This is a genomic window from Nitrosomonas sp. (assembly GCA_031316255.1).
Classification (GTDB): domain Bacteria; phylum Pseudomonadota; class Gammaproteobacteria; order Burkholderiales; family Nitrosomonadaceae; genus Nitrosomonas.
In genome coordinates this window covers 2,313,756-2,336,501 of the sequence record JALDQW010000001.1, presented here as the reverse complement: position 1 = coordinate 2,336,501, position 22,746 = coordinate 2,313,756, and the positions used below count along the sequence as shown (strand labels likewise).

The 22,746-nt window shown below is 48.6% G+C and carries 18 protein-coding genes; 6 read left to right on the top strand and 12 right to left on the bottom strand.

Going from position 1 to position 22,746, the window contains the following annotated elements:
- The first annotated feature begins 37 nt into the window (after window positions 1-37).
- Entirely contained in the window at window positions 38-1,264 is a 1,227-nt protein-coding gene (locus MRK00_10255) for an alginate export family protein (protein ID MDR4517750.1), read from the top strand.
- A gap of 128 nt (window positions 1,265-1,392) precedes the next feature.
- Here MRK00_10255 and lgt read toward each other — a convergent pair whose 3' ends face one another.
- Window positions 1,393-2,238 (bottom strand): prolipoprotein diacylglyceryl transferase, encoded by an 846-nt coding sequence (lgt, locus tag MRK00_10250; protein ID MDR4517749.1) that lies wholly within the window; start codon window positions 2,236-2,238, stop codon window positions 1,393-1,395.
- Between the two features lie 98 nt (window positions 2,239-2,336).
- On the opposite strand from lgt, the gene ilvD reads away from it, so the two are divergent.
- Together ilvD and MRK00_10240 are read left to right on the top strand one after the other, a co-directional pair.
- Window positions 2,337-4,010, top strand: coding sequence for a dihydroxy-acid dehydratase (ilvD, locus tag MRK00_10245; protein MDR4517748.1), 1,674 nt, complete (start codon window positions 2,337-2,339; stop codon window positions 4,008-4,010).
- A 496-nt stretch (window positions 4,011-4,506) separates the two neighbouring features.
- Window positions 4,507-4,710: a cold-shock protein gene (locus MRK00_10240; GenBank protein MDR4517747.1), complete on the top strand. Its 204-nt coding sequence runs from the start codon at window positions 4,507-4,509 to the stop codon at window positions 4,708-4,710.
- Between the two features lie 2 nt (window positions 4,711-4,712).
- On the opposite strand, the gene MRK00_10235 is transcribed toward MRK00_10240, so the two are convergent.
- From MRK00_10235 to MRK00_10185, 11 genes are all read right to left on the bottom strand, one after another.
- A complete protein-coding gene (locus tag MRK00_10235; protein MDR4517746.1) occupies window positions 4,713-5,006 on the bottom strand; it encodes a hypothetical protein in 294 nt (97 codons plus the stop codon).
- 16 nt (window positions 5,007-5,022) lie between these two features.
- On the bottom strand, window positions 5,023-5,655 hold the full coding sequence (locus MRK00_10230; protein MDR4517745.1) for a hypothetical protein: 633 nt from the start codon (window positions 5,653-5,655) through the stop codon (window positions 5,023-5,025).
- A gap of 242 nt (window positions 5,656-5,897) precedes the next feature.
- Window positions 5,898-6,059 carry a hypothetical protein gene (locus MRK00_10225; GenBank protein MDR4517744.1) on the bottom strand — a complete coding sequence of 54 codons (162 nt, stop codon included), beginning with the start codon at window positions 6,057-6,059 and terminating at the stop codon, window positions 5,898-5,900.
- A 129-nt stretch (window positions 6,060-6,188) separates the two neighbouring features.
- The gene (locus MRK00_10220; GenBank protein ID MDR4517743.1) at window positions 6,189-7,400 is read right to left on the bottom strand and encodes an IS256 family transposase; all 1,212 of its coding nucleotides are present in this window, start codon (window positions 7,398-7,400) and stop codon (window positions 6,189-6,191) included.
- 109 nt (window positions 7,401-7,509) lie between these two features.
- Window positions 7,510-8,697, bottom strand: coding sequence for a tetratricopeptide repeat protein (locus tag MRK00_10215; protein MDR4517742.1), 1,188 nt, complete (start codon window positions 8,695-8,697; stop codon window positions 7,510-7,512).
- Window positions 8,698-8,909: 212 nt separating this feature from the next.
- Window positions 8,910-12,194 (bottom strand): efflux RND transporter permease subunit, encoded by a 3,285-nt coding sequence (locus tag MRK00_10210; protein MDR4517741.1) that lies wholly within the window; start codon window positions 12,192-12,194, stop codon window positions 8,910-8,912.
- Complete coding sequence (locus MRK00_10205; protein MDR4517740.1) at window positions 12,194-13,282, bottom strand: efflux RND transporter periplasmic adaptor subunit; 1,089 nt, start codon at window positions 13,280-13,282, stop codon at window positions 12,194-12,196. Before MRK00_10205 ends, MRK00_10210 begins: the two co-directional genes overlap by 1 nt.
- A 10-nt stretch (window positions 13,283-13,292) precedes the next feature.
- A complete protein-coding gene (locus MRK00_10200) occupies window positions 13,293-14,693 on the bottom strand; it encodes a TolC family protein (GenBank protein ID MDR4517739.1) in 1,401 nt (466 codons plus the stop codon).
- Between the two features lie 127 nt (window positions 14,694-14,820).
- On the bottom strand, window positions 14,821-15,021 hold the full coding sequence (locus MRK00_10195) for a DUF2892 domain-containing protein (protein ID MDR4517738.1): 201 nt from the start codon (window positions 15,019-15,021) through the stop codon (window positions 14,821-14,823).
- A 1-nt stretch (window position 15,022) separates the two neighbouring features.
- Window positions 15,023-16,309 carry an NAD(P)/FAD-dependent oxidoreductase gene (locus MRK00_10190; GenBank protein MDR4517737.1) on the bottom strand — a complete coding sequence of 429 codons (1,287 nt, stop codon included), beginning with the start codon at window positions 16,307-16,309 and terminating at the stop codon, window positions 15,023-15,025.
- 356 nt (window positions 16,310-16,665) lie between these two features.
- A complete protein-coding gene (locus MRK00_10185; protein ID MDR4517736.1) occupies window positions 16,666-16,995 on the bottom strand; it encodes a DUF4156 domain-containing protein in 330 nt (109 codons plus the stop codon).
- Between the two features lie 847 nt (window positions 16,996-17,842).
- Between MRK00_10185 and MRK00_10180 the strand changes: the two genes are divergently transcribed.
- The 3 genes from MRK00_10180 (at window position 17,843) to gshA (ending at window position 22,521) form a co-directional block, all read left to right on the top strand.
- Complete coding sequence (locus MRK00_10180) at window positions 17,843-18,919, top strand: cobalamin-independent methionine synthase II family protein (protein ID MDR4517735.1); 1,077 nt, start codon at window positions 17,843-17,845, stop codon at window positions 18,917-18,919.
- 39 nt (window positions 18,920-18,958) lie between these two features.
- Window positions 18,959-20,641, top strand: a complete 1,683-nt coding sequence (locus MRK00_10175) for an ATP-binding protein (GenBank protein ID MDR4517734.1) — start codon at window positions 18,959-18,961, stop codon at window positions 20,639-20,641.
- Between the two features lie 215 nt (window positions 20,642-20,856).
- Window positions 20,857-22,521 carry a glutamate--cysteine ligase gene (gene gshA / locus MRK00_10170; protein ID MDR4517733.1) on the top strand — a complete coding sequence of 555 codons (1,665 nt, stop codon included), beginning with the start codon at window positions 20,857-20,859 and terminating at the stop codon, window positions 22,519-22,521.
- The last annotated feature ends 225 nt before the right edge of the window (window positions 22,522-22,746 follow it).

Genomic DNA, 22,746 nt, shown 5'->3' with positions numbered 1-22,746 from the left:
CTCACTTCAAATCAATCATCGTACCCGGTACGAATTCATGGATAACGAATTCAGAGCAAACGAGTCCGGGCAGACAGATGTCATTGCATTCCGCACGCTGGTCAATGGGCGCATTCAGTTGCCTGCAGGATTTACAATCGGGGGCGAGCTGCAGGATTCGCGAACAGCCTCGGATGCCGATACACTGTTAAACACCACGATTGTCAATTCTGCAGAATTACTACGGGGCTATCTTGAATATACCCGCCAGAATACACTGGGCGGCCAATTCACTGCACAGGCCGGACGAATGACACTGGATGTGGGCAGCAGGCGTTTTGTCGCGCGCAATGGATTTCGCAATACCATTAATAACTTCACCGGTATCGACATCAACTGGCATGGCGAACAAAATCCAGCTGGTATGCATCTGCGCGGATTCTGGACGCTCCCGGTCTATCGCCTTCCGGATTCAACAGAGCAATTGCACCGCAACAGCGCCGTTTTTGACGAAGAAAGCCTTGACCTTCAATTATGGGGACTGTTCGCGGCACATGACTTTGCAACACTTGGCCGTGTAGAACTGTTTATGTTCGGCCTGCATGAAAAGGATTCTTCCGAGCGCCCAACCCTGAACCGTCAGCTGTATACACCGGGTTTCCGGTTGCTTCGCACACCGGCTCCCGCCCGCATTGATTACGAATTCGAATCCGTTTTTCAGACAGGTCATTCTCACGCATCGCTTGTCAGCGATAAATCACTGGATCATTTTGCACATTTTCACACCCTGACAATCGGCTACACATTCCCGGCTTTCTGGTCGCCAAGGATCGCCCTGCTCTATGACTTTGCCAGCGGCGACGAGAACCCGGATGACGGCAAAAACGAACGTTTTGATACGTTGTATGGTGCACGCCGGTTTGATTTCGGACCAACCGGAATATTTGGCGCGCTTGCGCGGGTCAACATGCACGCTCCCGGTGTGCGTTTGAACCTGAAACCCCATGCCCGGGTCGAAGCCGCAATGAATTATCGCGCTTTATGGCTGGCCTCAGACCGGGATGCATGGGGCATTACCGGCGTGCGCGACCCCAGCGGTCAATCGGGCAGCTTCGTCGGCTCTCAGTTTGACGCGCAAATACAATGGCATTTACTCCCCGGCAATCTGTCTGTCGAGGCGGGTTATGCGCACCTCTTCGCAGATAAATTCATTCACAATGCACCCAATGCAGACCATCGCGGCGATATCAATTACTTCTATACACAAACTGTAATTACTTTTTAGGGCATCTCTAAAAATCCATATTTTGTCACAATACTTTGTTGTTCACAAAAAATATCTCCTTACATATCAATCATATGCTGCGTCAATATTTTTTGTTCTCGCCTCGTTTTGTTTAAAACTCTTAATTTTTAGAGGTGCCCTTTAGTCTTTTTTTTGCGGGGTTTTGCAGAACTGGATGGCTTTGTTTCAATTTGCTGTTGCCGCCCTGACCATATCACCAAAGCCATGCCTGCCAGAATCATGGGGATCGACAGCCATTGCCCCATGGTCACACCCAGCGTCAGTTCTCCCATAAAACCGTCAGTCGGCTCGCGGAAGAATTCGGCGATCGAACGCACGACACCATAACCGATCATGAACATACCCGTTACTGCACCCATCGCACGCGGTTTGGCGGAATAGATCCAGACTAACAAGAACAGCACAACCCCTTCCAGGAAAAACTGGTATAGCTGTGACGGGTGGCGCGGCAACTCGTCCACATACGGGAAAATCATACCCCAGGACGCATCCGTTGGCCGTCCCCAGAGCTCCGCATTGATAAAATTCCCGATCCGCCCCGCGCCCAATCCCAGCGGCACCAGAGGCACGCCAAAATCGGTGATGTTGAGCCAGTGCACGCCATATTTCCGTGCCAGGATAATCATGGCGACGATAACACCCAGGAAACCGCCATGAAACGACATACCGCCTTCCCAGATTGCAAAAATCTGCAGCGGATGTTCCAGATAATAACCAAACTGGTAAAACAGCACATGTCCCAGCCGCCCGCCGATGATCACACCGAGCATGCCATAAAACAGAATGTCATCGAGCAACTCATTGGTTACAACTGTCTTGGGGCCGTATTTGATACGATAACGCCCCAGCAGAAAGAACAGCAAAAAACCAATCAGATACATCAACCCATACCAATGGATCGACACAGGTCCCAGTGATATGGCTACCGGATCAAACTGAGGATGAACAAGCATGGGTTCTCGCCTTATTTACGGTAAAATACGCATATTATAGCAATTGCATCAATCATAATTGAATGACTATTCATTACACTTAACAGTTAGGAGTCAGTATGCCAGACAATAAACGCAGCCAGGCCATCACCCAGGGTACCCAGCATGCACCAAGCCGCGCAATGTTACGTGCTGTCGGCTTTACCGATGGTGATTTCAACAAACCGATCGTCGGTGTTGCCAATGGCTATTCAACCATCACGCCGTGCAACAAAGGCCTGAACGATCTGTCGCTCAAAGCGGAACAGGCATTGCTTCAGGCCGGCGCAATGCCACAAATGTTTGGCACCATTACCGTATCAGACGGCATTTCCATGGGAACAGAGGGCATGAAGTATTCGCTGGTTTCCAGGGAAGTCATCGCCGACTCCATCGAAACCTGTGTACAGGCCGAAAGCATGGACGGCGTCATCGCCATCGGCGGCTGCGACAAAAACATGCCGGGCGCGATGATTGCCATTGCGCGCATGAATGTCCCCGCCATCTTCGTGTATGGCGGCACCATCAAGCCGGGCAAATATAAAGGACAAGACCTGACCATTGTCAGTGTATTTGAAGCCGTCGGCCAGCACAGCGCAAAAAAAATCGATGACGCAGAACTGACGGAAATTGAACGACATGCCTGCCCCGGCGCAGGCTCCTGCGGCGGTATGTTTACTGCCAACACCATGTCCTCCGCTTTCGAAGCCATGGGCATGAGCCTGCCCTACTCTTCCACCATGTCGGCGGAAGATGCGGAGAAACTGACCAGTTCGGCCCGCTCTGCCGAAGTACTGGTCAATGCCATCAAACAGCAAATCCTGCCGCGCAACATCATCACCCGCAAATCGTTTGAAAACGCCATTTCCGTCATCATGGCGGTCGGCGGCTCCACCAATGCCGTGCTACATTTGCTGGCGATCGCGCATGCCGCAGAAGTCGATCTGACCATCGACGATTTTGAAACTATCCGCGCACGCGTTCCGGTCATTTGCGATCTAAAACCTTCCGGCCGCTATGTCACCGCCGATCTACACGAAGCCGGCGGCATTCCGCAAGTCATGAAAATGCTGCTCGTCAACGGCCTGTTACATGGCGATTGCATCACCATCAGCGGTCAGACCATTGCCGAAGTGCTCAAGGATATCCCGGAGACACCACGCGCCGATCAGGATGTGATCCGCCCGTGGAATAATCCAATGTATAAGCAGGGCCATCTGGCGATCCTGAAAGGCAATCTGTCGACAGAAGGTTCCGTAGCCAAAATCTCCGGCATCAAAAATCCAAAAATCACCGGCCCAGCGCGCGTTTTCGAATCCGAAGAAACCTGCATGCGCGCAATCCTGGATCACAAAATCCAACCCGGCGATGTTGTTGTCATTCGTTACGAAGGCCCCAAAGGCGGCCCCGGCATGCGCGAAATGCTGTCTCCGACTTCAGCGTTAATCGGCGAAGGACTCGGCGATTCAGTCGGCCTGATTACCGACGGCCGTTTTTCGGGCGGCACCTACGGCATGGTCGTCGGCCATGTCGCACCGGAAGCGTATGCCGGCGGTGCCATTGCGCTGGTGCAGGAAGGCGATTCGATCACCATCGACGCCGAACAGCGCCTGCTGCAACTCAACGTTTCCGACGAAGAACTCGCCAGACGCCGCGCCGCATGGCAACCACCCGAACCGCGCTATACCCGCGGCGTGCTGTCTAAATATGCGAAACTGGTATCGACTGCGAGCAAGGGGGCAATAACAGACTAAGATAATGTGGTGACTGGTGCAATGCCCTGCGGTTATTGCACCTGACCGAGTCATGGGCAAATCATGGCAATTGTCTGTGCGCACATTCTGGATGTTATCGCAAAAATCAGCCGATTCAATTGCCAGCACTTTATTTGGTGCCGGATAGATCGCCTACGGGTTGTACTTATTCTATTGACGGTGTATACGGGTGTTATAGCGCCGTTGGCGCTTTGGTGAATTGGCACGAATCCGAAAGCCTGCCCCAATCTACCGGGCTAATAATGAGAATTTATCGTAAAGAATCCGGTCAGATATAAATTTCCCAGCCAATTGCACAACTGTAAAGTAATTCCACAAAGTAAAATTGTTGAGTTTTTATTATAAATAACGCGTATACTACAGTTGTCGTATGGATATTAGTTATAGAGCAGTACCTAGCTTTTTCCTTGATATTCACTGACTGCCTGTATTCTAAAATGCAGGCGAAATTTTAATTTTTGTTAAGGAAAGATACATGGCAACAGGTATTGTAAAATGGTTCAATGATTCAAAAGGTTTTGGTTTCATTACACCAGATGATGGTGGCGAAGATTTGTTTGCACACTTCTCTGCTATTCAAAGCAATGGGTTCAAATCACTGAGAGAGTCACAACGTGTTGTTTTCGAAGTGACGACCGGAGCTAAAGGCAAACAGGCATCAAATATCAGGCCTGAATAAGACTAAATAGTCAAAATTTGGTCCCCTGAAAACCCCGCTAATCCGGGGTTTTTTGTTTTCTGAGATAACTCTAAGACAAGTTGATCCCATTTTTTTAAAAACTTTTCAAGGAAGCCTTTAGCCGTGATTTCTAAGGAGAGCTTTGAATACACTCTTTCTCTCCGAAAGAACGCCTGATAATTTGGAAGTTCGGATTTCATCTTAGGCAGCATACCGCCTATTCCACATAACTTCGTAATGCCTGAAGTAAAAAAAGATAGCAAAATGTTGCTTTTAATCGTCCGGATAAATTGCATTATCGAGTACACCATGCTAACTGCAAAACGGCCAGAACTGATACCAGTGCCGGCAACGGAATTGCACGTCGCAGCGGAGCAGTTGTGCGCCGTATTCACGCGCGGTGTGGTCGACGCGGTCTGCCACATTCAGCAACCATTCTTTTTTGCGATAGGTACCGCGACGGTAACCGCCGTGGCCTTCATGATAGGCCAGATACAGATTCTTCGGGTCCCACTTGGAAATGCCAAGCCGCTGATTGCTGTTATGGTTATACCAGCCGACAAAGTCCAGCACATCCGCCATGTTTGAACGGCTCTTGAACAGCCCGCCGGTCGATTGCTTGTAATCCTGCCAGGCCGGATCCTGGATCTGGGCATAGCCTTTGGCCGAAGAAGGCCGCCCCAGCGGAATGAACAGGAACCATTCAAACGGCGGCTTGGCATTGTACCGATAGCTGGATTCGTGGCGCACAAAGGCCATCAGGATATGCGCCGGCACGCCCCAGTTATTTTCCGATGCTCTGGCGTAATCATACCACTTGGGTTGCTGCTCGAATACCGCGCACAGGTCATGCTGCTGGCGCGGCGGATTGGCGGCGCAGCCGACCAGTCCTCCCAACAGGAGAATAACAACAACACACCTAAAAAAATAACGGGTTGCATGCATTGATTGAATCAATCCGGTTTTAATGACATACAGCGATTTCTACCCACAATTCAAAAAACTGATGAACAATTTTGCGCCCCCGCCCACAATGGATCAACATGCCGCACCGAAATCACAACTGTAAACATATTTCGCAAATGAGTTCAAATTCTGAAAAAGTCACCGCGTCAATCGGCTTCCAATCATTACCATTTCAACCAGAAATATGCATCAATTAGAATTTTACTGGTCAACTCGCATACCTACGATGCCACAGGCAGACCGATCGGTGACGACGAAAAACTGGCCGTCAAGAAAAAAACACCCCGCCGCCGGTCAACTGGCAACTGACTCAGGAGACCATCTGGTTCGGCGATATTGATGTGAGCTGGAAACACCGGATCGTTGCGAATGAGGGTGTTCAAAATTCTGTGTCAGTTTGCCAATCACCTAACGCGCTTCGCTTGTTGACCACTGAAACCGGTGACCGATCGACACAATTCGTGTCGATACGCTAACCAGTTTCAGCGGTGACATAAAAATCTGTATTAAATTCATAAATCCAACGCCGCATCCAAACGACCCTCAAAATATATCGCTAACTGGGATAATGTCAAATTCCAGTTCTGTATCGGCATCGTCCATTTCTTGCTGGCATTTTTAATTCCGACATACAGTAGCTTTAGTAGACTGTTTTCATTCGGAAATCCACCTTTGGTTTTTGTCAGTTTGCGAAATTGGCGATGTACGGCCTCAATGGTGTTGGTTGTATAAATCACACGGCGTATCGGTTCAGGATATTTGAAGTATACCGATAAATTTTCCCATTTGTTGCGCCAGGATTGAATCACGATGGGATACTGTTTTCCCCATTTGGCTTCCAATGCATCAAGCGCATCTTCAGCTGCATCAATGGTCGGCGCTTTGTATACCGGTTTCAGGTCAGCCATGAATGCTTTTTGATTTTTTGACGCCACATATTTCATCGAATTGCGGATTTGATGAATAATGCATAACTGAACCTCGGTTTCTGGAAAAATACTGTTGATTGCCTCAGGAAAACCCACGAGTCCATCAACGGCGGCAATAAGGATATCCTGTACGCCACGGTTATTTAAATCTGTCAGTACGGAAAGCCAAAACCGGGCGCCTTCGCTTTCCGATACATACAACCCTAGTACTTCCTTCTTTCCTTCAATGTTTAAGCCAAGTACGGTATAAACTGCCTTGCTGACATACCGGCCATCGTCTTTCACTTTGTGATGTATGGCATCCAGCCACACGAACGGATAGTGACTATCCAATGGCCGTTGCTGCCATTCCCTAAGCTCCGGAATAAGCTTGTCAGTGACTGCACTGATCGTCGCCGATGAAACGTCAATGCCGTATATCTCGGCAATATGCCCAGAGATATCCTGATAGCTGGAGCCCAACGCAAATAACGATAGAATTTTGCGTTCGATTTCATCGGTAAGATGAGTCTGATGCTTTTTAACCAACTGAGGTTCAAATGTACCGTTGCGGTCTCTGGGTGTTTCCAGTTGAAAACTACCTGATGCTGATTTTACAGTCTTTGGCGTCGTGCCATTCTTCCGGTTCTGTTCATCCCCGGATTTGATATGCTGTTCAAGTTCCGCCGCCAATGCAGCTTCAGTGAGTTGTTTGATCAATGGCGTTAATATGCCATCTTTTCCATTCAAATTCCGCCCCGCTTTCAAGGATTCCAAGGCTTCTTCAAAATCAAATTGCACTGTAGTCTTGTTCATTCGTCACTCCTATAAAATTTAATACTAAAGGAATGACACAGAATTTCTAATACTCCCTTGCGAATCATTCGGGCTGAGCATGGCGGTGTTTGCAAGCCACAATAAACCGTTAATTTCCCAAAGCAGCACGCGCCCTATCGAGATTGTCTTTCACGGTCTTGGTATCAGGATGGTCTTTCCCCAGGAACTTTTCCATTGTAGGTAGTGCCTGTTCAAAGTAACCAATGGCTTTCTCGTATTGGCCCAGCGAGTCCCACACCATGCCCAGATTGTTGCGATCTCTCGCCACAGAAGGATGATTTTCGCCATAAGTTTTCAGGTCACTGGCTAACGCCTGTTCATAGTAACCAATGGCTTTCTCGTTTTCGCCCAGTGCATGCCACGCCCCGCCCAGATTGTTGCGACTTGTCGCAACAGAAGGATGATCTTCACCATAGATTTTCAGGAAACTGGCTAACGCCCGTTCATAATAACCAATGGCTTTCTCGTATTCGCCCAGTGTCTTCCACGCCATGCCCAGATTGTTGCGACTTGTCGCAACAGAAGGATGATCTTCCCCATAGGTTTTCAGGAAACTGGCCAACACCTGTTCAAAGTATTTAATGGCTTTATGGTAAAAGCCAAGCTTGTAAAGCAATACACCTGCATCATTCAGATACAGGGGGTTGTCGGGTTGCAGTTGAACCGATCGCTCATAATGTTCAAGCGCGTTGGTGTATCGAATGGCCTCTTCTGCAATCTTCCCGCGTTGAAAAGCGGCCTCTGCGGCCCGCTTGATGTGTTTCTCACTATCTTCTTCAACTTGTTGGAATAGACGGTCTGCTTCTTCGGTTTCGCCTTGCCGCAAGGCTTCAATCGCCTGATCCAGAACTTTATCCGGAAATTCATCACGCAGTTTTTCCAGTTGTGCGATGCGTTCTTTAAGACTGACGATATGTGCTTCATAACTGGCCGTCGTGTCTTGTAACTGTTGCTGAATGTCGCTTAATTCACGCTCAAGTACCTGACGATCTGCCGCATGTGCCTGTTCCAGTTCGGCGCGAATTTCCTTTTCACGGCGTTTTAATCCTTCCTCGTATTCTTCGAGTGTTAAACCATTGTTTATGGTCTGGTTCTGAATGAACGTATTATTTTTACCCTGTTGGTTGGTAACATTTCCATTATTGCCATGAATTGTCTGAGTAATGGTGTTACCTTTTTTATTCCGCCCAGTTACAAGGACACCAATAACGGCAACAAAGATTCCAACTATTGCTATCCAGTCACCTGTTTCTAATGAATCCCACCAATCCCGCATGATTGTTTTCTAGTATGTTTAGACAAGACGTAGATATTACCGATAAAACATTGAGCCATGTTGAAATTCATATACACCCCTCTTGCAGTGCTTTGTAATAATAAGCACGGCGGCGTGTAATCAACCAACCGCTTAACTTATTAGTTGAATTGCAGGAAAACCAGTCTCCTGACACGATTACTTTTTTCATCGTAATTAGTCAGTAACCATGATTACTCTGTCTTTAACTGCGTTCGAATCGCCTTGACGTCATCTGTTTTGTGAATCAAAAAATACACCACCGGGATGACCAGCAGCGAAAAGAGGGTTGAGGCAAAAATACCGAAAATAAAACTCCAGGCCAGTCCTGAAAATATCGGATCAAGAATGATGACAAAGGCGCCGAACATGGCGGCCCCGGCAGTCAGGAATATGGGACGCAGGCGAATGGCACCGGCTTCGACCAGCGCTTCTGCCAAAGTGACATCGCCACGCGCGCGGATGCGTTCGATAAAATCGACCAGAATGATTGAATTGCGCACCACGATACCGGCCAGCGCGATCATGCCGATCATGGCAGTGGCGGTAAAATAGATCGGATTGGGATAACCCTCAATGGGCGACGCCATCACCAGATTCAGCAGCCAGAATCCCGGCATGATGCCGATGATCGTCAACGGAATGGCAATCATCATGACGAGCGGCATGGTCAATGAGGCGGTCTGCCCGACCAGCAGGATATAGATCATTACCAGGGCGGCCGCAAAAGCCAGGCCCAGATCGCGAAACACGTCAACGGTAATTTTCCATTCCCCCTCACCGGCCAGCTCGACGGTATACCCTTCCGGCAAGGGGCGTTCAGCCAGCATGTCTTTCAGGTCAAAAACCGCTTCCACCGGGCTGCGCCCGGCCATTTCTGCGACAACAAAATGCACCCGCTGCAGGTTTTTGTGATAGATCGGCTGATCCGCTGTCATCAGGACTGCGGTGGCTATTTCACTCAAGGGAATCAGGTCGCCCTGCGCGTTTTTCACCCGCAGCGCCAGCACATCGGATACCGATGAACGCAGCGCGCGCGGCAGTTGCAGCATGATTTCCAGCGGCTGACGCTCGGTTTCGGCATGTACGATACCAACGGTATGGCCTGCAGAGGCGATGCGCAATGTCTCGGCAACCTGCGCCGCGCTGATACCGGACAAGGCGGCTTTTTCGCGATCCAGTTGAAAATGTATTTTGTCGTGCAGCGCCTCGGAAAAATCATCGACATCAACAACGCCTGCTATGGTTTCCAAATCGGCGCGCACACGTCTGGTGACTTTTACCAGATCGGCGATACTGGCTTCAGGCGGACCGTAGATTTCCGCCACCACACTGGCCAGCACGGGTGGGCCGGGTGGAATTTCGACGATCTTCAGGTTGGCGCCGTATTGTTTTCCAATCCGTTCTATTTCGGGACGGATGCGCAATGCGATTTCATGCGATTGATGCGTGCGCATATCCTTCGGCAGCAGATTAATCCGGATATCGCCCATATAACCGCCATTGCGCAAATAATACCGCCGCACCATGCCGTTGAAATCCATCGGCGACGCCACACCGGTATAGGTCTGATAATCGGTGACCTCGTTGACCGTCGCCAGATAACTGCCCAGCGCGCGCGCGACTTCGTCGGTTTGTTCGAGCGTTGAGCCGCGCGGCATATCGATGACGATCTGCAATTCGTTTTTGTTATCGAACGGCAATAATTTCAGCGGAACAGCGCGGGTAACCGCCAGCAACACCGAACCGATAAAAGCGATCAGGATAATCAGCAAAAACAAGCGCGCGCGGCCGGGCGTTGTCAGCAACGGATACAAGGAAGCGCGATAAATCCGGTAAACCAGCGTTTGTTTGAATTCCACGGCTGCTGCATGTTCACGCTTGTGATAGACGCTTTGCAGCAGTCTGTAGCTTGCCCATGGGGTAACGGTAAACGCGACGATCAGCGAGAAGATCATGGCGACGGGAACGTTGAACGCCATCGGCGCCATGTAAGGTCCCATCATGCCGGTAATAAAAAACATCGGAAGAAATGAGACGATCACGGTAAACGTCGCCAGAATGGTCGGCGGCCTGACTTCGTCAACAGCCGTCAGCAGCGCATCCAGTGGCGGCTCTTTACGCAATTGATAATGCCGGTGAATATTTTCGACATCGACGATGGGATCATCGACCAGCAGGCCGAGTGACAGAATCAGCGCAAACAGCGTGACGCGGTTAATTGTGTAGCCGAACAGATAATCCAGCAGCAACGTCAGCGCCAGCGTCATCGGCACGGCGATGGAAACGATAAAGGCCTCTTTCGTCCCCAGCGAAAACGCCAGCAGCGCCATAATAATCACGATGGCAAAACACAGGTGCTTGACCAGCTCGTTGACTTTGTGATTGGCGGTTTCGCCGTAGTCCCGCGTGACGCTCAGCAAGACATCGTGCGGGATCAGCGTTCCATACAGCTTGTCCGCCATGGCAAGGATGTCTTGAGCCACATGAACCGCATTACTGCCTTTACGTTTGGCTATCGCAATGGTCACCATTTGACGTTCCTGCCCGGCCTGCGGTCTTTCACCAACAGCTTCACCCACTGTGACCATAGTGTCTACCGCGGAACCGAAACCGATGCGCGTATAATGATTGACATCGGCCGGACCATCGACGATACGCGCGACATCGCGCAAATACACCGGACGGTCGTCAACATGTTTGATGACGGTAGCGCCGACTTCCCTGGAAGAACTGAAATGCGGCCCTGCTTCCAGCAGAATTTCCCGGTTGCTGCGCTCGAAGTGACCAATCTGCATGTTGACATTGGTTTCAGTCAATGCCCGTGAAACCTCGATCAAGGCCACACCATGCGCTGCCAGACGCGCCGGATCGGCATATACCGACACTCGCCGCTGTTCGCCGCCGACAACCCAGCTTTTACCGACATCGTCGATGCTCCTGAAGGCAACAATCAGCTCGTCAGCAATGCGGCGCAATGCCATGGAATCATAATGAGCGTTCTGCGATGACAATGTCAGCAAAACGATAGGGACATTATCGATTTCAACGGGATTCACTTTCCACCGCGTCACCCCCGGCGGAATCAAATCCTGGTTGGACAACAGCTTGTTCCAGGTTTTGATCAGACTGTTTTCGTAATTCTGACCGACATAATAACGCACCGTAACAACCGCCGCACCGGGCCTGGAAACGGAATAGACATATTCCACGCCTTCAATCTGTTTGAGCACAACTTCAAGCGGCGTTGCCGCCAGTTTTTCCACTTCCTCGCTCGATGCGCCCGGATATTCAATCAATACATCCATCACCGGCACTACGATTTGCGGATCTTCTTCGCGCGGCGTCAGGATAAGCGCAACAGCACCCGCCAGCATCGATATAATCAGAAACAGCAGGGAAAGCTGCGAAGTGGTGAAAATCCTGACGATTTTTGTCGTCAGGCCACGCTTTATGTCCTGCGCTTTGGCGCTGTCCATTACTGTGCCTGCCAGGGATCGATCATGACCAATTCACCAGCGCGCAAGCCGGAGACAATTTCAATCTGGTCGCCAAATGTTTTACCCGTTCTGACATGACGCATGGATTGTTGTTCGTCTGCCAGTACGCGGACAACTTCCAGCTGGCCAAGATGTTTTACGGCTTTGACCGGTATCAACAATGCAGTATGTTGATCGCAGGCCTGTTCCAGCCATCCGAAAAACCCCGGTTTCAAGCCTTCAATTGCTGGCAGTGCAATTTTAATCAATTGAGAGTGTGTTTGCGCATCGATTTCGGGAACGATTTCGTCAATCGGCGCGCTGAAAGTCTGATTCAGCGTGTCTATGCGCACCGTGACCGCCATGCCGACGCCGAATACACCGGCACAGGCGGCCGGCACTTCAACCTCGAGCCTGAGTCCATGCGGCACCTGCATGGTCACCACCGGAACGCCGGGCAGCCCCATGTCGCCGGGCTGTTTAAGGCGCTTGACAACGGTTCCGTCAAAAGGCGCCAGCAACACCGTATCGGCCAGACGTGTTTTGATTTCATTGACCACGCCGCCAGCCTGATTGACGCGCGCCCGTGCTTCCCTGGCCTGGGCGACTACAGCGTCGAAATGTTCCCGCGTCGCCGCTTCCTTTTCATATAAACCGCTGATCCGCTGTTTGTCGGCGGTGGCGCGAACTGCCTGTGCATTGGCGCCCGCCAGGGCAGCAAGCGCCGCTTTTTCCTGAGCTTTGAGATCGCGTTCGTCCAGCCGCGCAATAACATCGCCTTGTTTAACCGTATCGCCCGCATTGACCCTGATCTCGATAATCCGGGCAGTCAGGCGGGGCGCAATCCCGGCAACCGTTCTTGACTTTACCGTACCGGGCCAGGCAAGCATATCACCCACCAATTTTTCAGTGACTACCGCGGTATTGCTGGCAGGCTCGCTTGTTTCAGCGGCCAGCGCACTGGTTCCCGGCGGTGTTTTGCTGACAAAACTGCCCTGCATGTAAAACAGCAAAAGAATCAGAACCAGCGTAACCGCAGCAACAGAAATGATTTTTTTAATATCTTTTTGCCCTTTTTCCTGAGACATGAGCATTCCTTTATTTCCAGTCTCCAACCGCTTTCTTTAATGCAATTTCCGCACTCAGCGCATCATAGTGCGCAGCGACCAAATTGGATTGCGCATTATTCCGGGCAACTTCTGATTCTATGTAACGCGTCACCGTTGCCATACCGGCACGCCGTTCCTCGTTGACCAGTCTTAACGCCTCTTCAGCCGACAAAACAGATACCTCGGTGACACGCAACCGCGCCAATGCTTCTTCGAGTCTTAAAAATGCAATCTTGACTTCCTGTTCAATGGCCAGCCGGGTTTTGCGTTCTGTTTCGCGCATTTCCGCCACTTTCCGCTCTGCCGCGCTGACACGCTGTTTGGTGCTGAAGCCGGAAAACAGATTCATTTCAACAGCCACGCCCACAGTAACATTATCCTTCTGACCGGAAAAGCCCGGCGACTGACTGTTCTGGCCGTAACTGACAAAAGCATCGGCCTTGGGCAGATATGCGCCCAACTCGGCTTTAAGTTCGCGCTTGCTGATTTCAACCTGACGGGCTGCTGCCTGGACTTCAGGGCGCTCGGTCATCGCCAATTCGAGCAACGCGTCAAACGATGCCGGCAGATGCGGCACGGTTAACCCGGACGTTGATGCAATACTGAACGATTGCGCATTCTGCAAACCGAGCAGGTTGGCCATGCTGGTTTTGGACAGTTCGACACTGTTGGCCGCCCTGATTTCCGCATTTTTTGCTTCAGCCAGTTTCACATCCAGCGACAACACCTCGGATTTCAGTGCGGTTCCCGCTTCAAACCGCAACCGGGTCTGATTCAGTTCACTGGAAATGGCGTCAATGGAATCCTGCGCGACTTTCTTGGCCTCCAGTGCGGAAAGATAGGCATAATAAGACACCGTTACCGCCTCGACCAGGGCATTGCGTACTGTTGAGCGTTCAAACTCAGCCGCATCGATACCCAACTCGGCTGCCTTGCTTTTTTGAAAATCCTGACCGCCGCGAAAAAGCGATAATGTACCGATGACTTCCGGGCGAAAGTTCTGCCGGTAACCGGGGCTATTGATGTTCTGGATAGAATTGACATCAAAATCCCGCTGCGCCACGATCATGGCAAAAACCTGCGCCGGATTGTTGGAATGCTCGTAACTTGCCCTAGCGCTGATCTGCGGATAAAACGCAGCAAGCGCCATTCCCAGCCGCGCCTCGGCTTGTTTGATGCGTTCAATGGCAATTTGCAGGTCGGGGTTATTCGCGAGTGCGAAATCGATGGCCTGACTCAGCGTAAACACCTGTGCAGCGGTTTCATTGACAAGCATTTTATCAGGCGCTTGCCCGAAAACATACGCTTCACTTGCCGACAGATACGTTGACGGCAGCAGGACTAACGCTATCAGGCTTAATGCCAGTTTGGTTGTTATGGTTTTAAGCATACTCTTCATCAATGGATGGCAGTGTCAGCAGCATCCATCTGATCGGCCATATCCTGTCAGCACCGCATCTGACGTCAGGAAATTTAAATAAAGCGTATACGCCGGTTTATAGACATGCATTCAGGTTCTAAAATGCGCTGCCCGGTTTCACGCCCAGTTTCTTAAGCAGCATCGCCATCGGACAGAACCCTGAAAATGCGGATTGCAAAAGATTGGCACCGACAAAGGCGGTAAACCACAACCAGTATTCCGAATGAAAATGTGCCAGCAACAGGCTGATCAGAATAAAACTGCCTGCAACAGCAAGCACCGCTCTGTCTATTGTCATCTTATTCCCCTTTGTCTTTAAGCCGGGTCAAACCCAAAAGATTTAATACCAGTTTTTCATAATAGGGTTCACTAATCCCTTTGCGTATTTTACGCATAAAATATTTTTCAAAACCGATTTTAGCCAGATGTACCCATTTGCCTTCAGACGACCATGTCGTATTTCGTGGTGGAATTTGCGGTTTCGCCAGAAACGCCACACCGGTATCACCAAAATCTGCCAGACACAACGCGTTCCAGGTTGCCTTGTAAGAAGGTTCCCTTCCTGCCAGTTCCTCGGTGATATTATGCGCAACTGCAGTCACCATGGATTCGATCATGTAACCGGTCTTGGGCGCACCGACCGGCAAAGGCGTTTTTTCAATCGGCGGGATGGCGATACAAACGCCGACGGCGTAGATATTTTTAAACGCCGCGTTACGCTGATATTCATCCACCAGCACAAAACCACGCGGATTCACCAGGCCATCGGCTTTTACATGCCGTACCGCGTCGACACCGGTAAAAGCAGGTAACATCATGGAATGCTTAAAGGGCAGTTCATGATGCTTTTTGTCATTGCCGTCTTCATCGACCTCGGTCACAAATATCCTTCCGGGTTCAATCTTGTCGACCTTTGCATTGGTAATCCATTTGATGGTTTTTTCCCGCAAGGCGCTCTCCAGCAGGCCTTTGGTATCACCCACCCCGCCTAATCCCAGATGGCCGATATAAGGCTCTGAAGTGACAAAAGTCATCGGTACTTTATCGCGCATTTTTCTGTTACGCAGTTCCGTTTCAAGCACCATCAGATATTCATATGCCGGACCAAAACAGGATGCCCCCTGCACTGCGCCAATGACGATCGGGCCGGGATCTGCAACAAACCGGTTCCAGTCTTCTGCCGCTACAGCAGCATGATCGACATGACAAACCGATGAGGTATGACCATTGGGTCCTAAACCAGGAATTTCGTCAAAGGCCAGTCGGGGTCCGGTGGCAATGACCAGATAATCGTAGGCTACGGACGTCTGATCGTTGAGCAACACCTGATTGTTTTCCGGATCGATCGATGATGCCGCTTTCTGGATAAATTCTATGCCTTTTTTCTGCATCACGGGCGCCAGCTCAATCTTCAACGCATCCGCTTTACGCCACCCGGATGGAACCCAGACATTTGAAGGAACAAAATGAAATGTTGGCGTATCCGAAATCACAATGACTTCATGACTTTTCCCGACCGCTTCCTTCATTTCGTAAGCCATCGGCACACCGCCAATACCCGCACCCAAAATCACGATTCGCGCCATACCTGCCTCCTGACTGATAATTGAACACTTGACCTGATCCGTTGAAGCCGGACGAATTACACCCCTTCCCCAAAACGCACAAAAGACATCATTTGTCAAACTCAGTTAATTCTACGAATACCGGTAGCTTACTGGGAATACCCAGAGAAAAAAATACGTAATAACACTTAGGGGTTGGGCCCATTTTAGTCCTCCGCAGCGTTATCATTCGCTCATGTAGAGCGACTACACAACGCTCACTCTGCCTTGCTGAGGCCCAAAATGGGCGCCAGCAGAAACAGTTCACTCATTGAGAACAGCCCCAGGCAAAATCCCTGTCTGCTTTTTTATTTTTCCTCGCCAAATATAATAAATGATCAATTGTTGCGTTTGGACTGAAAACACTGGTAAACCGCAAATCTGCGTCTGCCATCATATATTTCTGTAATCGGAATAATGGTATCGCCACCTAGCAGACCGGCCTCGTTACGTGCAAGATTGGCGAGTTCAGCGGCGACTTTTTCCGTATCACGTTCAAAAATCACTTTACTGACAACTTTGGCATTCACATTTCCCAATCGCTTGCACGACTCGACTGTCTTCGTTGATTGAACCAGACGAACGCTCTCGCCCATCGAAGACACCTTAACCCATGCACAGGAAGACACCAACAGCACGCCGCATAAAACAATAAGAATCCGTCTCATCATTCAATCTTGTATAGTGGTAAGTAAATAGAAAAAGCATTATACCTCTGGGGCTGTTCTCAATGAGTGAATTATTTCTGTTGTCCCTGAAATGGTGTCAGGCAAGGCATGAGAAGCGTGGTTTGGTTATTCCAAATAAACGACGAATAACGCGGCATTGCATCATTTCAGGGACAACCCATTGGGCTGGGCCCATTTTAACCCTCCGCAGCATTATCGTTCACTCATGTAGAGCGACTACACAACACTCACTCTGTCTCGCTGAGGTCCAAAATGGGTGTCAGCAGGAACAGTTCACTCATTGAGAACAGTCCCTAGCATATGCGTTACGTGTGCAATACTGTATCATCGACCAACAGGGCAACACTGCTGCAGGATGCCACGGTAACACCCTGAAAGTATACTTGTCATCGCCCACGGATTGCGCTGTGCCTGTTGGAAATAGTATGATTATTTCCAACAGGCGACCCTCCTGATAATCGTTTCAAACAGACTAACCAGTCAGCCTTGCTTTGGAATAAATGTTAACAGGACAGCAATAAAATGAAATATCCTGTACCGGATTATAAAAATTCTGATATTTTTAGGTATGCGGAATATTCGGACCAAAATCTTTAGTGTGGCACGTTCCGGTACTGTAAAGTGGGTAAATTCCGTTTTATTCGGCTAAATAGCCCCTTCCCAGACGAGAGGTAGTTTTGAAATTTAATTCAGCATAGTATAAACAGTTTGAATCGTTGCTTTTTCCGCGTTTTCAAATCTGAAGATATACAGTAATCTATTAATATTTTTACATTAACTTCAATACGGTAAATCATGTTAATCAGGTTAGGGCAGCATAATGATTATGTCTAATCAAATTCCGACTGAACAAATTGGATCAATTCCTCGTACTCAGCGGCTCATTGATGCCTATCGAAAGTACGATGCAGGAAAACTTGGCGTAGATATATTGGACCAGATTGCGCAAGAAGAAACCATCACCGTGGTCCGAGAACTGGAAGATCTGGGTTGCCCGGTAATCTCGGATGGTGAACAACGCAAGTTTGATGGTTTTGCCCATTATTGTCTGCACGGTTCGGATCGCTTTAATGGCAAAGGATTGTCCGTTGTCTTTTCCGATGGCCATGTGAGGGAACTTTCGCCTACCCTGACCAAACCACCCTTTAAATATCAACATACTGCAGATGAATATTTGGAGTTCGTGCTCAAACATGCGCATGTTCCGGTTAAACAGGCAATAATTTCCCCTTCAATGTTGAGTCTGCTCTACCCGGTCGATGGCTTGGAAGGTTACAGTCGCACTCAGTTCTTCGATGATCTGGTTAAGGCGCATGTTGAAGAAGTGCGCCGCTGTCTTGCAATAGGCGCTCACAAGGTACAGATTGACTTTACCGAAGCGCGGCTATCACTCAAGCTTGACCCTTCAGGCGGTATGCTGGATGCTTTTGTCGATCTGATTAACCAGTGTCTTTCTCACTTCAACGACGAGGAGATCCAGAAAATTGGTATTCATACCTGCCCGGGAGGAGATATGGATGCTACCCACAGCGCCGACGTGGACTATAAATTTTTGCTGCCAACCTTGTTTAAAATCAGGGCAGGGAATTTTTATGTGGCCATGGCCGGTGAGGAAAATCCTCGCAAGGCGCTGCGCCTGATTAAAAATATCATCCAGCCGTTTCAACGCGTTTTTGTGGGCGTGATCAATCCCATTGTTTCAGAAATTGAAACAGCAAATAAAGTGAGGGATAGAATCCTGGAGGCAGCCGAATATATTCCGCTCGAACAACTTGGAACAACGGACGACTGCGGATTCTCGCCGTTTACCGATGATACCTCAACCAGCCGTGACATTGTTTACCAAAAAATACGCGCACGTCTGGAAGGCACCCGTTTGGCCGAAGATATTTTGTTTAAATAATCGTCATGAACGATTCCAGAATAATCTGAGTATTTCAACATGGCCCACTCAGATAAAGACACCAAGCAAAAGCTTGATCAATTTGAAGAAGAAATTCTCCGTTTGGAAATGGAGAACAATGATCTTCGCGCCAAGAATAAACGCTACGAGCATGATCGCTACAAGCTGCAGGAAATTCAGAAAATTTCTGATGTTGGCAGCTGGGAACTAAATTATTTTAGCGGCATATTCAAATGTTCTCCGGAATTGGCTGATATGCTGCTCGTTGAACCAGAAAATGAAACGATAAATTCCTGGCACAAATTTTTAACGTTAATCCCTGAAAATGAGCGTGACCAGTTTAAAGACATGCTGGAAGAAGCGGTTGATCAGAAGCAGATTTATTCCTTTGAACACCGTTTAATGACACCGGCCAATCAAGAACTGTATGTATTGCATCACTGCAAGACTTTTTATAACTCAATGGGAATGCCAACTTCAACGCTCGGACTGGTTCAAGATATTACGGCAAAACAAAAGACCAATATTGAACTGGAAAAACGTGTCGCCAAACGCACCCAGGCGCTTTTAAAAGCGAAGGAAGCGGCGGAAACCGCCAATATCGCAAAAAGTAATTTCCTGGCCAATATGAGTCATGAAATCAGAACGCCCATGAACGGTGTGATCGGGAATCTTCACTTGTTAAAAATGACAGCGCTCAATAATCGTCAGAAAGATGTATTGCAGCGCATTGAATATTCATCGAATGCTTTGCTCGAAATCATCAACGACATTCTTGATGTTTCCAAAATGGAATCAGGCCAGCTCCGGCTGGAAAACAAGGCGTTCGATTTCATAACGCTGATCAATGGCGTTGAAAAAGAATTGTCCTTTCAAGCAGAGAAGAAAGGCATCCAGCTTGTTTTTGTAGCCGACAAGGCAATTCCGGCAACAGTTGTTGGAGACTCGGTTCGAGTTCGACAGGTGTTGGTAAATTTGATCGGCAATGCGATAAAATTTACCCAACAAGGCACAGTAAGCTGCACCTTTAGTTGCAATAATTCCAGTAAAGTGGGCAAAACAAATCTCACAATAACGGTTGAAGACTCCGGAATTGGCATACCTGAAGACTGCATGGACGATTTGTTTACACCTTTCACGCAAGCAGACAGTTCCATCACCAGACGTTTTGGCGGCACCGGTCTCGGTCTCAACATCGCCAAACGAATCGTCGATGCCATGGACGGTGAAATATCGGTACACAGCCAAGTAGGTGTCGGCACCAAATTTATTGTCAATTTCAGTCTGGACTCTGGAAATTGCAACAATAGAAAGCGGTCAAGTACTTCGAACTCCAAAGAGACTGTGGCCGTATTGCAAGATAAGAAAGTGCTTCTGGTTGAAGATAATGATGTTAATCAGATGGTGGCGACTGAACTTCTGAAACAATTGGGCATGCATGTTAGTGCAGCCAATAATGGTGAAGAAGCATTATCGATGCTGGATAAACAGCAGTTCGATGTAGTGTTGATGGATATCCAGATGCCTGTCATGGATGGTTACACCGCAGTCCAAGCAATTCGCAACAGCAAACAGTATAGATTACTGCCTGTTATAGCCATGTCAGCCAACGCACTTCAATCTGACATTGAGCAATCCATGCAAGCGGGGATGAACGATCATCTGGGCAAACCGGTAGTTCCTGATTTGCTGAAAGAAAAACTGCTTAAGTTTTTGGTTTAGTCAATTTAAATTTGTACTATTCTGCCAGTCACAAAAATACGTTTAATCGTCGTAACTTGCAAAACGCAATTAACTGGAATACAATTCCGTTACTTGTTTAATGCGAGTTTATTCCAGCCCTATTTTGAACAAATCAATATAGACATGGGCTTGATGTGCTAGGCTACTATTTATTCATACAACACTGCTGTTATTGACGAATTACAGGAACAAAAATGTCAAAACCCGTTAGCCAGATTCATCATGTCATCATTGACGACAGAACACTTTGGACTGACTTAGTTCATGGTCTGAAAGGTATAGAGAAAGAAGGTCTTAGAATCACACGGGATGGCGCGCTATCAACAACACCCCATCCGATTTCATTAGGCGCCGCATTAACGCACCCGCATATCACCACCGATTTTTCTGAGGCGTTATTGGAACTCATCACCCCGGCAATGTCTGACGAGAATGAACTGGCAAATTATTTAACTGATCTGCACAAATACGTCTGTTCCCATATCGGCGATGAATTGCTGTTGGCAGCAAGCATGCCCGTAGGCGACTTGCAGGATTCGGCAATTCCTATTGCTGTCTATGGCTCATCCAATGTAGGAAAAATGAAACATATTTACCGGAGAGGCCTAAGCCATCGTTACGGTCGCTGTATGCAAGTCATTGCGGGCATTCATTTCAACTACTCACCGCCCGAATCGTTTTGGCCGGGATATCAGCAATTGATGAATGACACCGGTAGTCTACAATCATTCAGAACGAATACTTATTTGGGCATGATCAGAAATATGCAACGTTACGGTTGGCTCATTCTGTATTTATTCGGTTCTTCGCCGGCAGTCAGCAAAAGCTTCATCGACAGCCGCCGCTCCATAAGCGCTGCTGCATTTGAGCGACTTCAGGATACGACTTATTACAAGCCTTATGCGACATCTTTGAGAATGAGCGAAGCAGGCTATGTTAACCCCGTACAAAGAATGTTCCACATTTCGTTTAACCGCATCGAGGATTACATCCGTGATTTGCGCAAGGCAACATCGATCTCTTTCTTGGACTATGAAAGAATCGGCGTACACGAGCAAGGCGAATACCGTCAACTGAACACCAGCTTCTTGCAAATTGAAAATGAATACTATACGCCGGTGCGTCCAAAACAATCGACAATTTCCAACGAACGGCCCACGCAAGCGTTGCAGCAGAGAGGGATTCAATATATTGAATTGAGGTCTCTAGATATTGATTTCTTCGAACCAACGGGCATTTCCACGCAAACCATGCGGTTTCTTGAAGCATTTAATCTGTTTTGCCTGCTCCAGGAAAGTCCACATCATGACATGGAACAACAGGCAGAAATTAATAACAATATGCTGTTAACCGCCAACCAAGGCAGAGCGCCAGCCCTTAAATTATCCGATAATGGACAGGAGATACACTTACAACACTGGGCGTTGGAACTGTGCCAGGAAATGCAGCCGGTTTGCGAAATGCTGGATCATGGCCATGTCAACCGGCCTTATACAACGGCGTTACAAAAACAAATTGAAGCGATTCGTTATCCGGAATGCACGCCGTCAGCGAGAATGTTGTCAACGCTACTCGATCAAAAGCTTTCAATAACCGAACTGGTGTTGCAGAAGTCACACGAATACACGCATTACTTCAAACATGACGCACTCCGTGATTCGACCAGAAAACAATTCGATATACAGGTACAGACTTCGCTTCAGGAATTTCAGCGATTGAATAACGCGCATCAAATCCCTTTTGAACAGTATCTTTGCAATTATTTTACCGACCACGAAACAGCAGAAACTCAACATGCGTTGAATAACGCCGTTCATCATGACCAATGCTGCGTTCAGATAAATGGCAGACAATCATGAACTTCGAAATTCATCTGTTCATATCGAAGAATCATTACCGGGCAAACTGCCGAGACAACATATGATCACCCCACCCTCGGCCTGCCGGTCGTTTTAATTCCTGTTTTTCCCTTAAGGGCGTCTCTAAAAATTTATAATTCTAAACAAGACGAGGCAAGAACAAAAAATTTTGACGCAGCATATGATTGATATGTAAGGAAACATTTTTTGTAAACAACGAAGTAT

Coding starts and splice junctions, on each gene's coding strand:
- lgt (MDR4517749.1), bottom strand. CDS start 2,238: ATGCTTGTTCATCCTCAGTTTGATCCGGTAGCCATATCACTGGGACCT.
- ilvD (MDR4517748.1), top strand. CDS start 2,337: ATGCCAGACAATAAACGCAGCCAGGCCATCACCCAGGGTACCCAGCAT.
- MRK00_10210 (MDR4517741.1), bottom strand. CDS start 12,194: ATGGACAGCGCCAAAGCGCAGGACATAAAGCGTGGCCTGACGACAAAA.
- MRK00_10205 (MDR4517740.1), bottom strand. CDS start 13,282: ATGTCTCAGGAAAAAGGGCAAAAAGATATTAAAAAAATCATTTCTGTT.
- gshA (MDR4517733.1), top strand. CDS start 20,857: ATGTCAAAACCCGTTAGCCAGATTCATCATGTCATCATTGACGACAGA.
- MRK00_10215 (MDR4517742.1), bottom strand. CDS start 8,697: ATGCGGGATTGGTGGGATTCATTAGAAACAGGTGACTGGATAGCAATA.
- MRK00_10180 (MDR4517735.1), top strand. CDS start 17,843: ATGTCTAATCAAATTCCGACTGAACAAATTGGATCAATTCCTCGTACT.
- MRK00_10235 (MDR4517746.1), bottom strand. CDS start 5,006: ATGCAATTTATCCGGACGATTAAAAGCAACATTTTGCTATCTTTTTTT.
- MRK00_10200 (MDR4517739.1), bottom strand. CDS start 14,693: ATGCTTAAAACCATAACAACCAAACTGGCATTAAGCCTGATAGCGTTA.
- MRK00_10255 (MDR4517750.1), top strand. CDS start 38: ATGGATAACGAATTCAGAGCAAACGAGTCCGGGCAGACAGATGTCATT.
- MRK00_10175 (MDR4517734.1), top strand. CDS start 18,959: ATGGCCCACTCAGATAAAGACACCAAGCAAAAGCTTGATCAATTTGAA.
- MRK00_10195 (MDR4517738.1), bottom strand. CDS start 15,021: ATGACAATAGACAGAGCGGTGCTTGCTGTTGCAGGCAGTTTTATTCTG.
- MRK00_10190 (MDR4517737.1), bottom strand. CDS start 16,309: ATGGCGCGAATCGTGATTTTGGGTGCGGGTATTGGCGGTGTGCCGATG.
- MRK00_10240 (MDR4517747.1), top strand. CDS start 4,507: ATGGCAACAGGTATTGTAAAATGGTTCAATGATTCAAAAGGTTTTGGT.
- MRK00_10230 (MDR4517745.1), bottom strand. CDS start 5,655: ATGCATGCAACCCGTTATTTTTTTAGGTGTGTTGTTGTTATTCTCCTG.
- MRK00_10220 (MDR4517743.1), bottom strand. CDS start 7,400: ATGAACAAGACTACAGTGCAATTTGATTTTGAAGAAGCCTTGGAATCC.
- MRK00_10185 (MDR4517736.1), bottom strand. CDS start 16,995: ATGAGACGGATTCTTATTGTTTTATGCGGCGTGCTGTTGGTGTCTTCC.